Here is an 11,853-nt window from a genome sequence, read left to right on the forward strand (position 1 = left end):
ACCGACATCGCATGGAGCCGGTGCGACATTGCGGCTGAACACTAAAACGATGAGGCCCGCCTTACCAGTCATTGCAGCATTTCGATGCATATGTAAGGTGGCCGCACTTCATGCGGAGACTGAATCACTGATGACGACGGCGGACTATATCGCTCTGGCCTTCTTTGCCTGTGTCTGGATGGGCTATTCCTGGCTGCTGCATGGCCGCACCTTCTTCGGACGCACCAGCCTCACCCATGCGATGATCGAACGGCGGCGGGAATGGATCTATAACTCGCTGCGCCGCGACCTGAAGATGATCGACACGCAGATCATGGCAGGCCTGCAGAACGGCACCGCCTTCTTCGCTTCGACCTCGATCTTCGCATTGGGCAGTTGCTTTGCGCTGCTCGGGGCGACGGAGAAGGTCGACGCCGTCTTCGCCGACCTGCCCTTCGTCTTGCATGGCGGCCATGCCGTTTTCGAGATGAAGGTCGGCGGGCTGGCAGTGCTGTTCGGCTACGCCTTCTTCAAGTTCGGCTGGTCCTATCGGTTGTTCAACTACTGCACCATTCTGTTCGGCTCGATCCCGATGCTGCGCGATACCGAACGCGACGTCATCGCCGCCGAGCGGGCCGCCGAACGCGTCATCCGCATGAATGTCATTGCCGGCAGCAATTTCAACGAAGGCCTCAGGGCGATCTTCCTGTCGATCGGTTATCTCGGCTGGTTCATCAACCCTTATGTCTTCATGCTGACGACGGCGATCGTCATCTTCGTTCTGACACGGCGGCAATTCTTTTCGCAGGCGCGGTTGGCGATCATGGATGCCGGCCCGCCGTCGAATTTCCACCTTTCCGCGTTTGGCCGCGACATGCCGTCGAGCGACGGACGTGATTTGCCCGAGGGACTTTAATGACATTGCCGGCAACGCAAGCCGATGCGGCGGTAAAGCCGCCGCGCATCGGCCTATTGGACACGGCGCGCGGTCTCGCGCTGATCGCCATGGCGAGCTATCATTTCAGCTGGGATATGGAGTTCATGGGCTATCTCGCGCCGGGCACGGCCGAGACAGGCTGGCTGAAGATCTATGCCCGGGCGATCGCCACGACGTTTATCTTCATCGTCGGCATCAGCCTGGTGCTCTCGAGCAAACCCGAGGTCCGCTGGCCCGCCTTCTGGAAGCGTTTCGGCATGATTGCCGCGGGAGCCGCCGTCATCTCGACCGCCACGCGCATCGCGATGCCGAACGAGTGGATCTATTTCGGCATCTTGCACTGCATCGCGGTGCTGACGCTGATCGGCATCGTCTTTATCAGATTGCCGCTCGCCGTCACGCTCGTCGCGACGGTGGCGCTCATTGCTGCCTGGCTTACCGATAATTTCGGCACACCCGGCCTGCTTCGCTCATCCTTCTTCGATCCCAGATATCTCGCCTGGATCGGCCTTGCGGTGATGCCGGAACGGTCCAACGACTATGTGCCGCTGTTTCCCTGGGCAACGCCCTTTCTTGCTGGATTGAGTTTCGCCTCGATCGGCATCAGAACCAGACTGCTGCATCGGCTTGCCGCCATCGGCACCGGTTCATGGTGGCCGGCAAGGCTTGGCCGCCACAGCCTTGCTTTCTACCTCATTCACCAGCCGGTGTTGATCGCCATCGCCTACGGGCTTTCCCTCGTCGTCCCGCCGCAGGCGCCGGATCCGGTCGCGACTTACCTAAAGCAATGCAACGCCTCTTGCGTCATGCAGCAGGGTGAAGCGCTCTGCCACAGCTTTTGCCAATGCACGCTGGAGAAATTGCAGGCTCAAGCCCTGTTCACGCCGCTGCAGGCGGGCGCGATCGATATACAGAATGACGAGCGGGTGCAGACCATCGCCGCCGAATGCAGCGCCGAAGCGGAATAAGTCTCGTTCCGCTCAGGTGGTGACGCCGATCTCGGCGAGGCGACCGAGGCAGGCCTCTTCGATATTGTCGAGTTCCACCAGCGTGTCGTCGATATCCTTGCGCTTCTGGCGCAGATCGTCACGCTTCTCGTCGACGCGTTTCATCAGCAGCTTCAATTGACCGAGCTCGCCCGGCGGCTCCTTGTAGACCTGGATGATCTCGCGGATCTCTGCGATGGTGAACCCGATGCGCCGGCCGCGCAGAATTTCGCCGATGAGCCGTCGGTCGGCCTGGCGAAAGAGACGGGTGCGCCCTCGCCGCTCCGGATGAATCAGTCCCTCGTCTTCGTAGAAGCGAAGCGTGCGCGTCGAGACCCCGAATTCGCGCGTCAGCTCCGTTATGCTATAATATTTGTTCACCAGCATGGGTTCCCCGTCATGAACCGGCAATAATATTGACTTTTACGTAATAGTCAATTTCATCAGACCGTTCAGATGCCGAACCACCAAGTGGCGATGCCGAGAAAGGCGAAGAAGCCGGTACAGTCGGTCACCGTCGTCACGAAGACCGACGACGCGATCGCCGGGTCGGCCCCCACCTTATCGAGCAGCAACGGCAGCAGAATACCGGCAAGCGCCGCCGCCATCAGATTGATGATCATCGCCGCCGCGATCACCCCGCCGAGCTGATAGTCGTGGAACCAGGTGCCGGCGATCATGCCCATGATCGTCGCGAAGACGATGCCGTTGAGGATGCCGACGCCGGCCTCCCTGCGGATGATGCGGCCGGCATTGTAGATGTCGAGATCGCGGGTGGCGAGCGCGCGCACCGTCACCGTCATCGTCTGCGTGCCGGCATTGCCGCCCATCGAGGCGACGATCGGCATCAGCACCGCAAGTGCGATCATCTTCTCGATCGAGGCGTCGAACAGGCCGATGACGCTGGCCGACAGCATTGCCGTGCCGAGGTTGATCAAGAGCCACAGAAAACGCGAACGCGCCGTCGAAAGCACATTGTCCGACAGCTCTTCGTCGCCGACGCCGCCAAGGCGCTTGATGTCCTCGTCCGCCTCCTCGTGGATGACGTCGACGACGTCGTCGATGGTCAGCACGCCGACCAGCCGGCCGTTCTCGTCGACGACGGCGGCCGACAGAAGGTCATACTGTTCGAACAGCTGGGCGGCCTCCTCCTGGTCCGTCTCGGCCGGAACCGGATGGTTGGTCTCGCGCATGATCTGCTCGATCTTCGTCTGCCGCTTGGTACGCAGGATCTGGTCGAGAGCGACGGCGCCGAGCAGCTTGAAGGTCGGATCGATGACGAAGATCTGCGAGAAGGAATAGGGAAGATCCTCTTCGTCGCGCATGTAGTCGATCGTCTGGCCGACCGTCCAGAACGGCGGCACAGCGACGAATTCCGTCTGCATGCGGCGCCCGGCCGAGCTTTCGGGATAGTCGAGCGCCCGACGCAGCCTGACCCGCTCGGTAAACGGCAGCTGAGCGAGGATCTCTTCCCGGTCTTCCTTGTCGAGATCTTCGAGAATGTAGACGGCATCGTCCGAATCGAGATCGCCGATCGCGGCGGCGATCTGCTCGTTCGGCATCTGGTCGACGATCTCGCGGCGGATCGCCTCGTCGACCTCGGTCAACGCAGTCATGTCGAAATCGTCGCCAAGCAGGCGCACCAGCGCCAGGCGCTGATCCGGCTGGATCGCTTCCAGCAGGTCGCCTATCTCAGATTCATGCAGGCGGGCAACATTCTGGCGCAGGAACAACGTGTCGCGGTCGGCGATCGCGGCGCCGACCAGCGCCAGGAAATCGCTGCGGACATTGCCGTCCTCGTCGTAGATATCGGCTTCCTCGTCCTCGGGACGCCTGCGGATGCGGTCTTCCCCATCGGTCGTCGTCATCTGCCGCCCTCGCATCTGGTTCGAATTTCAACGACTACAGCGCCACATTCGCAAATGTCGGCCGAAAACACATTGTCAACAATCAGATAAGCCAGTCCCGCGCGCGGCTTCCGCGGTGGGATTCATGGCTTCTGCTAGCCCAAAGCATCCCTGCCGTAAAGCCGCAAACCTGCCTCTTGATGACAATGCCCACGGCCGGCGATAGTTTCGCCACCTGTCCAAACCCCGGCCAAGCCCCATCCAAGTAAAGAAAGCCTGCCCCATGCCCCTCCGTCCGATTCTGCGCTATCAGCATCCTGGTCTGAAGACCGTCTGCGCGCCGGTGACAGCCTTCGATTCGTCGCTCGCCGCGCTTGTCGACGACTTGGTGGCGACGATGCGGGCGGCGCCCGGCGTCGGCATCACCGCCGCCCATATCGGCGTCTTCAGCCGTGTTACTGTGCTGGAGCTCGACAAGACGGACGGCGTGCGGCTCTACATCAACCCGGAGATCACCTGGTTCTCGAAGGAGACGATGCGCCATGCAGAAGGCAGCGTCTCCATGCCCGGCGCCACTGAAGAGGTCACACGCCCGCGCGCGATCCGCTTCCGTTACCAGAATGCCGAGGGCATCGTGCACGAGGAAGCAGCCGAAGATTTCCACGCCATCTGCATCCAGCACGAGGTCGACCAGCTCGACGGCATTTTCTGGCTGCAGCGCCTCTCGCGGCTGAAACGCGACCGTCTCGTGAAAAAATGGGAGAAGGCACCAATCTGACAATCAAGCCTGACAATCAAGCCTGACAAATCGCCACCTGCACCGAACCATTCGCCACTGCCGGCGTTTCCCGCAGAGACCCCCCCGCAGAGAAACCCCCTCAGCGAAAAAGGAGCGACTGCAATGGCAAGGATCGGTGACAAGACCCAGTTTTCCCGGGAGAAGCCTGAGCTTTCCCGGGAGGAAGATTATCGCGACCTCGAGGAACGCAATCTCGACGACGGTTGGCCCTATGCCGACGCCACCGGCGCCGACCCGGCCAACCGCCCCTATGGCGAGACCGCGGCAAATTTCGACAGCGATCCCAACAAAGGCTTCCGGATCGACGGCACGGATGCAGACGGCAACGAGAACCGCTTGAAGGATTCGCTCCGCGCCGATACCATCGACCGCGATGAAAGCGACGACCTCGAAGCACGGGTGAACGACAATCTCGAAAATATTCCCGAGGTCGACATCAATAGCATTGAGGTTCATGCCGACGGACACGTCGTCACCCTGGAAGGTTCGGTGGAAACGATCGGCATCGCCCGTAAGGTCGAGCTCGGTGCGCTTTCGGTCGACGGTGTCCACCATGTCCGCAACAAATTGCAGCTGACCGGTGTCGACGCGCATATCCCGAACGAGGACTAATCGCGCACCAAGATACGGAAGTCATGCGGGAGGCATCGATGCCTCCCGGCCGCCCCTGTCAAAATTTCAGTCGGCCGACATTACCAAAAGTTAACAATTTCAGATTGCATCGCAATTTAGACCTTTTGCTTAGGCGGCTTGTGTAACAAGAACGTCAATTTCATTGACAACACTGTGATTTCATTTGGACAAAAGGTCGCGGCCACGCCGTCAATTTATCACAAAATTGCCTGAATTGGGGCGCGAACTCGCAGCTGCCGAGGGTTAGTTTATGTTGTGAAATTCAACAGCAGATTGAGGAGATAGACCCATGCGCATCAAATTTGCCCTTGCCGCGTCACTGTTCGCCGTCAGCCTTGCAGGCGCTGCCTTCGCCCAGCCGACATATTCCGACGACTATACCAACGATAGCGACGGTTTTTCACAGAGCCCGATGTCGAAGCCGGCCCCCGTTCACTACACCAACCGCAAGGCCGCGGCCTATTCCAGCGATTATACCAATGATAGCGACGGCTTCGCCCCGAGCGCGATGGCGGCCCCTGCCGTCGACAAGACCGCAACGGCGAGCATCAACGCCCTGCCCCCATGCCACAGCATGATTGGCCCGAGCGGCTCCCACACCAAGGGTGCCGACAGCGGCGCCTCTCGCACCGACGCATGCCGCGCGACGCATTGATCCAAACAAAAGAAAGGGCCGGAATCCGGCCCTTCTCTTTTTCATTTCGCTCTCTGTCGTCTTAGAACACGAATGGAACCAGCCGATAGCGGGTCGTGGCCATGAAGGCCGTATAAGCAGGATCCTGCTGGAGCAGACGCTCCTCCGCCAAGAGGCGGAAACATTGTGCGGCAAGCGCCGTTGCATAGATGGCAAAATTCCAAAGGCTCGGATGAGCCATGAAGAATCCGATATGTGCCATCAGATAACCCGCATACATCGGATGACGGACAAACTTGTAGGGTCCGCCAATCTTAATACCGCGATTGGCCGGCAGCAGGCCGAAGCTTCGCCGCAATGACAGCTTTGCCGATATCTGCAGCACGAAACCGAGTGCCAACACCGTGCCGCAGAGTGCGAGCGGCGCAAGCGGCTCTGTCGCGGAGGGTGAGGCGAGCAGCGGGAAGAGCGTGCCGATGGCGGTGACCATCCAGTCAAACAGGCGCAGCGACGCATTTCTCGTCGGCCGGCGCGTCAGGATAAGGAAGGTGGCGGCCGCCTCGGAGACCAGCAGCAGGCCGTCAATAATCGCCCTGTTGTCCTGCATCTGCGGCAGCATTCGCATGACGATCGCAGCGAAGAAATAGCCGATGAGGACTTTCTCGAGAATGTCGAGAACGAAATACACGTCGAAGAATGACCAGCTTGCCACTGCCTGTTTTTTCATTATTTGCAAAGACTTCCGCATCACGAGATTATGGTGTCATATACATGCGGCAGCGCTAATAATAAGTTAAAGCTTTCGTTGCGGACGTTCTTACCTTGCCGATCCTCACTGCAGAATCTAGCGGCGGTGAAAGGCACCAAATTGCCGTCGAGAAAGGTCAGTTTTCGCTCGTCGTTTCGCCGAAAACCGCCTCGAAGGCGGTGCGCAGCCGGATATCGACATCAGCCATCATCACCAGCAAGCCAAGATCGACGAGGCTGGTGACGCCATAGGCTGAAATCCCGCAGGGCACGATGCCGCCGAAATGATCGAGATCGGGATCGACGTTGAGCGACAGTCCGTGGAAAGTCACCCATTTCCGCAGCCTTATGCCGAGGGCGGCGATCTTGTCCTCTGCCATTGTCCCATCGGGAAGCAATGGCTTTTGCGGCCGGCGCACCCAGACGCCGACGCGATCTTCACGTCGCTCGCCGCGCACATTCATCATGTCGAGCGTGCGGATGACGACATCTTCAAGCGCGGTGACGAAGGCGCGCACGTCCTGGCGTCTGCGCTTCAGGTCGAGCATCACATAGGCGACGCGCTGGCCAGGCCCATGATAGGTATATTCACCGCCTCGCCCCGTCGCAAAAACCGGAAAACGGTCTGGCTGGACGAGATCCCTGGCATTGGCGCTGGTGCCGGCGGTATAGAGCGGCGGATGTTCGACGAGCCAGACGAGTTCGTCGCCGCCATCTGATATCGCCGCCACCTCGCGCTCCATTGTCTCCACAGCCTCCGCATAGGGAACGAGGCCATCGGCGATGCGCCAACGCACCGGGCGGGTGCCGAGATTCGGGAGCATGGAGAATTCGAGATCGGTGCGAAGCATGGCCATTCCTTGCCGCTGTCCCCGAAATGCCTGAAAAAAGGGGCGGCAGGACAGCTATATGGACCCGTTTCGGGGGCAATTCAAATGCTGTGACCGCTTTTGAAAAAAACTGTCATATCGCCCTTGTGCACCCCAAATGCTTTTGCTACATGCTGCCCCGCCGACGCAAATCGGCACCTACCACGATGCGGTCGTGGCGGAATTGGTAGACGCGCAGCGTTGAGGTCGCTGTGGGGCAACCCGTGGAAGTTCGAGTCTTCTCGACCGCACCATTTCCCTTCTGGGAATCGCTTTCTAAGCGACGATTTGGATTTCACCTCGAAGCTATTTGCGGTTGCTCTGCTTGATCGATCGGCCTTCTCATGGTTGATGGCGTCATCCCTGCCAAGAACCGGCCACCATGACAGAGCATCCAGCCCATCAAAATTCCCTGCCGGGCATGGCGATCATGTCCGGCGCCATGCTGATCCTGCCGATCATGGATGCGATCGCCAAATACATGGCGACCTTCGAGGCGATGTCGCCGGGCCAGGTGACCTTCTACCGATTCTTTTTCCAGATCGCCTGCACCCTGCCGATTCTCTTTGCCCTTTTCGGGCTGAAGGCGCTTTCGGCAAAACGGCCATGGATGAACCTGCTGCGCGGCGTGCTGCACGGTGGCGCGAGCCTGCTTTTCTTCGTCGCCGTCAAATACATGCCGCTTGCCGACGTTTTCGCCATTTATTTCGTCGAACCCTTCATGCTGACGGCCATGTCGGCGCTGTTCCTCGGGGAGAAGGTCGGCTGGCGGCGCTGGATGGCAATCGTCGTCGGTTTCGGCGGCGCGATGATCGTCATTCAGCCGAGTTACGAGATTTTCGGCCTGAAGGCGCTGCTGCCGGTCGCCTGCGCTTTTCTGTTCTCGCTCTATCTGTTCCTCAACCGCGCCATCGGTGACGCCGATTCGCCGCTGACCATGCAGACGATGGCCGGCATCGGCGGAACGGTCTTCATGGCGGCGGCCCTTCTCGTCGGAAGCAGTTCCGGCAATGCCGATTTTGCCGTCTCTCTGCCCGCCTCAGGTCTCGGTCTTGTCCTGCTTCTCGTCCTCGGCTCGATTTCGGGATATGCGCATATGCTCATCGTCCGGGCTTTCCGCCTCGCACCACTGTCGCTGCTTGCACCGTTCCAATACTTCGAGATCATCTCGGCGACCGTTCTCGGCTACGCGCTGTTTAATGATTTCCCCAGCTTTTCCAAATGGATCGGCATCTTCATCATCGTCGCATCAGGTCTCTTCATCATCTGGCGCGAGCGGCTGCAGGCGCAATCGTTAAAATCTTCCTCACCCCGGGAATGTCGGGTTAACTCCTCTTCTTGAGGGATCGTCAATTCGCAGGCGCTAAAACTGTCTCCGGCTTCATGATGAAGCCTGGAGCTAAAACATGAGCGAATTTCGTCTCGCTTTTCCGGCCTGTGTGGTGGCCGGCAAGCATCGGCTGACGGCCGAAGATATAATGCTATTGCGCGAACATGCTTTTCCGGAGGGTATCCGGACATCCGACGATGTCGTGGCGATGTTGGCGCTCAACAATTCCTGCCCTGAGAAATGCGCTGCCTGGAACGCTTTCTTCGTCGAGCAGTTCGCCGGTTTCATCGTCCATTACACCTATCCGCAAGGCTCGCTTGATGAAATCAACGTCGCCTGGATCATGCGCATGTTCACGACCGCCGGTGTCGTCAACTCGGCGCTGGAACTCGAGCTCATTCTCCACGTCATGGAGATTTCGACCGTTGTCCCGGGTGAATTGAGAGCGCTCGCCCTCGACCAGCTCCGTGTGGCGATCACCGACAATATCGGTGGCTACAAGCTGTCGCGTGCCGTCGATCGCCGGGGCATTACCCGCCAGGACGTCGATTTTGCCATGCGCATCTTCAGAAGCGTCGCCGAAGGTGGTGTCATTCCCGTCTCGTCGGTCGAATACGGCGTGCTCCAGCAGATCGAGCAAGCGACGCTGCCCGGCGCCAATCATCCGCACTGGGCCGGCATCATGGCCGCCGTCCAGTTGCGCGACTATGCCGAACCGCGGCGCAGCCGCTGGCTGCGTATCGTCGATGAGGAACCCGTCTCGCAGGCAGCTGTCGCCTGACGCTGCTCAAGCCTGATTGTGCGTTCCGGTGTTTTATGCGTAAAACTCCGGAACGCATTTCTGGGTGGAGTCTCGATGTTCAAGAAAATCCTGATCGCGAATCGCGGCGAAATCGCCTGCCGCGTGATCAAGACCGCGCGCCGCATGGGTATTTTGACCGTTGCGGTCTATTCGGATGCGGATCGGGACGCTCTGCATGTCGAGATGGCCGACGAGGCCGTTCATATCGGCCCGGCCGCAGCCTCCGAGAGCTACCTGGTTGCTGAAAAGATCGTCGCCGCCTGCAAGGCAACCGGCGCCGAGGCGGTGCATCCGGGCTACGGCTTCCTGTCTGAGCGCGCCTCCTTCTGCGCTGAGCTGGAAAAGCAGGGCATCGTCTTCATCGGCCCGAAGCCGAAGGCCATCATGGCGATGGGCGACAAGATCGAATCGAAGAAATTCGCCAATGCCGCCGGCGTGTCCACCGTGCCCGGCCATCTCAGCGTTATCGAGGATGCCGCCCAAGCGGAAGTGATATCAGGCGGGATCGGTTATCCCGTCATGATCAAGGCATCGGCCGGCGGCGGCGGCAAGGGCATGCGCATTGCCTGGAATGATGGCGAGGTGCGCGACGGCTTCGAGCGCGCCCGCTCGGAGGCGAAGAGCTCCTTCGGCGACAACCGCGTCTTCATCGAGAAATACATCGTCGAGCCGCGCCATATCGAGATCCAGGTGCTGGCCGATGCGCATGGCAACGTCGTCTATCTCGGCGAGCGCGAATGCTCGATCCAGCGGCGGAACCAGAAAGTGGCAGAAGAGGCGCCCTCGCCCTTCCTCGACGAAAAAACCCGCAAGGCGATGGGCGAACAATCGGTGGCGCTGGCGAGAGCGGTCGATTACCAGAGCGCCGGCACCGTCGAATTCATCGTCGACCGCGACCGCAATTTCTATTTCCTCGAAATGAACACCCGTCTGCAAGTCGAACATCCCGTGACCGAACTCGTCACCGGCATCGATCTCGTCGAACAGATGATCCGTGTCGCAGCGGGGGAGCCACTTCCCCTCACCCAGGAAGACATCAGGCTCGACGGCTGGGCGATCGAAAGCCGGCTCTATGCCGAAGACCCCTACCGCAACTTCCTGCCGTCGATCGGCCGCCTGACGCGCTACCGCCCACCGGCCGAAGGCCGGACCGGCAATGTCGTCGTCCGCAACGATACCGGTGTCTTCGAAGGAGCCGAGATCTCGATGTATTACGATCCGATGATCGCCAAGCTCTGCACCTGGGCACCGACGCGGGTCGAAGCGATCGAGGCCATGGGCCGGGCGCTCGACGGTTTCGTCGTCGATGGCATCGAGCACAATGTCCCCTTCCTGGCGGCGCTGATGAAACATCCGCGCTGGCGCGAGGGCCGGCTGTCTACCGGCTTTATCGCCGAGGAATATCCCGACGGTTTCGCGCCGATGAAACCGGACCGCAAGGAAGAGGCCACGCTTGCCGCCATAGCCCTTTCCGCCGGCCTGATCGAGACGAACCGGCGCGAGCATTTCGCCGATCGCCTGCGCGCCGCATCGGGCGCGCTGCGCGAGCACTGGGTGGTCAAGATCGGTGACAACTACGTCGCTGCAAGATTGCTCGATGGCCTCGTCACCATCCCTTTCGATATGGACATGGCGGTCGAGGGGGCGATTGACGGCGAGAGCATCAGCGTTGTCACCGACTGGAGACCGGGCGATCCCGTCTGGAGCGGCAAGGTCGGCGGCCGCGATATCACCGCGCAGATCCGCCCGCTCCTCAACGGGTTGCGCATCGACTGGCAGGGGCTTTCGGTGACGGCCAAAGTCTTTTCGCCGCGTCATGCCGAACTCGACAAGCTGATGCCGGTGAAGCTGCCGCCCGATACCTCCAAACTCCTGCTCTGCCCGATGCCCGGCCTCGTCGTCGCCATCGCGGTTGCCGAGGGCCAGGAGGTCAAGGCCGGGGAGACGCTTGCGATCGTCGAGGCGATGAAGATGGAAAACGTGCTGCGCGCCGACCGCGATCTCGTCATTTCGAAGATCAATGCCGCCGCCGGCGAAAGCCTGGCCGTCGATGCCGTGATCATGGAATTCGCCTGAGAGGAAAAGGCCGGCGGCCGGTTTTCGCTTGAGCGCGGCTCGCCGACCGTGCCAAGGTCGCCCCAATAAATTACCAGGGAGATTGTGAAGATGGACGTTCGCGCCGCCGTTGCCGTTCAGGCCGGAAAACCGCTGGAAGTGATGACCGTGCAGCTGGACGGCCCGAAGGCCGGCGAAGTGCTGGTCGAGGTCAAGGCGACCGGCATCTGCCACA

General features: G+C 60.3%; 12 protein-coding genes, 1 tRNA gene and 1 pseudogene. 10 read left to right on the forward strand and 4 right to left on the reverse strand.

The window, feature by feature from the left end; translation table 11 throughout:
- Positions 1-130 precede the first annotated feature (130 nt).
- Positions 131-895, forward strand: a complete 765-nt coding sequence (locus tag HJB83_RS22290; protein WP_207580565.1) for a DUF599 domain-containing protein — start codon at positions 131-133, stop codon at positions 893-895.
- Positions 895-1,884, forward strand: a complete 990-nt coding sequence (locus tag HJB83_RS22295) for a heparan-alpha-glucosaminide N-acetyltransferase (protein ID WP_207580566.1) — start codon at positions 895-897, stop codon at positions 1,882-1,884. Before HJB83_RS22290 ends, HJB83_RS22295 begins: the two co-directional genes overlap by 1 nt.
- Before the next feature lie 12 nt (positions 1,885-1,896).
- Here the strand turns inward: HJB83_RS22295 and HJB83_RS22300 are convergent, their stop codons facing one another.
- Complete coding sequence (locus tag HJB83_RS22300) at positions 1,897-2,289, reverse strand: MerR family DNA-binding transcriptional regulator (protein WP_037073057.1); 393 nt, start codon at positions 2,287-2,289, stop codon at positions 1,897-1,899.
- A 65-nt stretch (positions 2,290-2,354) separates the two neighbouring features.
- Entirely contained in the window at positions 2,355-3,770 is a 1,416-nt protein-coding gene (gene mgtE / locus HJB83_RS22305) for a magnesium transporter (RefSeq protein WP_207580567.1), read from the reverse strand.
- Between the two features lie 262 nt (positions 3,771-4,032).
- Here mgtE and HJB83_RS22310 point away from each other — a divergent pair, with 262 nt between their 5' ends.
- The 3 genes from HJB83_RS22310 (at position 4,033) to HJB83_RS22320 (ending at position 5,836) form a co-directional block, all read left to right on the forward strand.
- Entirely contained in the window at positions 4,033-4,527 is a 495-nt protein-coding gene (locus tag HJB83_RS22310) for a peptide deformylase (RefSeq protein WP_207580568.1), read from the forward strand.
- A gap of 123 nt (positions 4,528-4,650) precedes the next feature.
- Complete coding sequence (locus tag HJB83_RS22315; RefSeq protein ID WP_207580569.1) at positions 4,651-5,160, forward strand: BON domain-containing protein; 510 nt, start codon at positions 4,651-4,653, stop codon at positions 5,158-5,160.
- Positions 5,161-5,470: 310 nt separating this feature from the next.
- Positions 5,471-5,836, forward strand: a complete 366-nt coding sequence (locus tag HJB83_RS22320; protein WP_207580570.1) for a hypothetical protein — start codon at positions 5,471-5,473, stop codon at positions 5,834-5,836.
- A 61-nt stretch (positions 5,837-5,897) separates the two neighbouring features.
- Here HJB83_RS22320 and HJB83_RS22325 read toward each other — a convergent pair whose 3' ends face one another.
- Both HJB83_RS22325 and lipB read right to left on the reverse strand, forming a co-directional pair.
- Positions 5,898-6,542: an isoprenylcysteine carboxylmethyltransferase family protein gene (locus tag HJB83_RS22325; protein WP_207580571.1), complete on the reverse strand. Its 645-nt coding sequence runs from the start codon at positions 6,540-6,542 to the stop codon at positions 5,898-5,900.
- 157 nt (positions 6,543-6,699) lie between these two features.
- The gene (gene lipB, locus HJB83_RS22330) at positions 6,700-7,419 is read right to left on the reverse strand and encodes a lipoyl(octanoyl) transferase LipB (protein ID WP_207580572.1); all 720 of its coding nucleotides are present in this window, start codon (positions 7,417-7,419) and stop codon (positions 6,700-6,702) included.
- 181 nt (positions 7,420-7,600) lie between these two features.
- Here lipB and HJB83_RS22335 point away from each other — a divergent pair.
- The 5 genes and pseudogenes from HJB83_RS22335 to HJB83_RS22355 form a co-directional block, all read left to right on the forward strand.
- Positions 7,601-7,685: transfer RNA gene (locus HJB83_RS22335), tRNA-Leu, on the forward strand.
- 128 nt (positions 7,686-7,813) lie between these two features.
- Positions 7,814-8,773 (forward strand): DMT family transporter, encoded by a 960-nt coding sequence (locus HJB83_RS22340; protein WP_207580573.1) that lies wholly within the window; start codon positions 7,814-7,816, stop codon positions 8,771-8,773.
- Positions 8,774-8,837: 64 nt separating this feature from the next.
- Positions 8,838-9,542, forward strand: coding sequence for a hypothetical protein (locus HJB83_RS22345; protein ID WP_221132650.1), 705 nt, complete (start codon positions 8,838-8,840; stop codon positions 9,540-9,542).
- Between the two features lie 75 nt (positions 9,543-9,617).
- Positions 9,618-11,639 carry an acetyl/propionyl/methylcrotonyl-CoA carboxylase subunit alpha gene (locus HJB83_RS22350; RefSeq protein ID WP_207580575.1) on the forward strand — a complete coding sequence of 674 codons (2,022 nt, stop codon included), beginning with the start codon at positions 9,618-9,620 and terminating at the stop codon, positions 11,637-11,639.
- A gap of 90 nt (positions 11,640-11,729) precedes the next feature.
- Positions 11,730-11,853, forward strand: a pseudogene (locus HJB83_RS22355) (S-(hydroxymethyl)glutathione dehydrogenase); the annotation flags it as partial.

This window comes from Rhizobium sp. NZLR11 (genome assembly GCF_019685115.1).
Classification (GTDB): Bacteria; Pseudomonadota; Alphaproteobacteria; order Rhizobiales; family Rhizobiaceae; genus Rhizobium.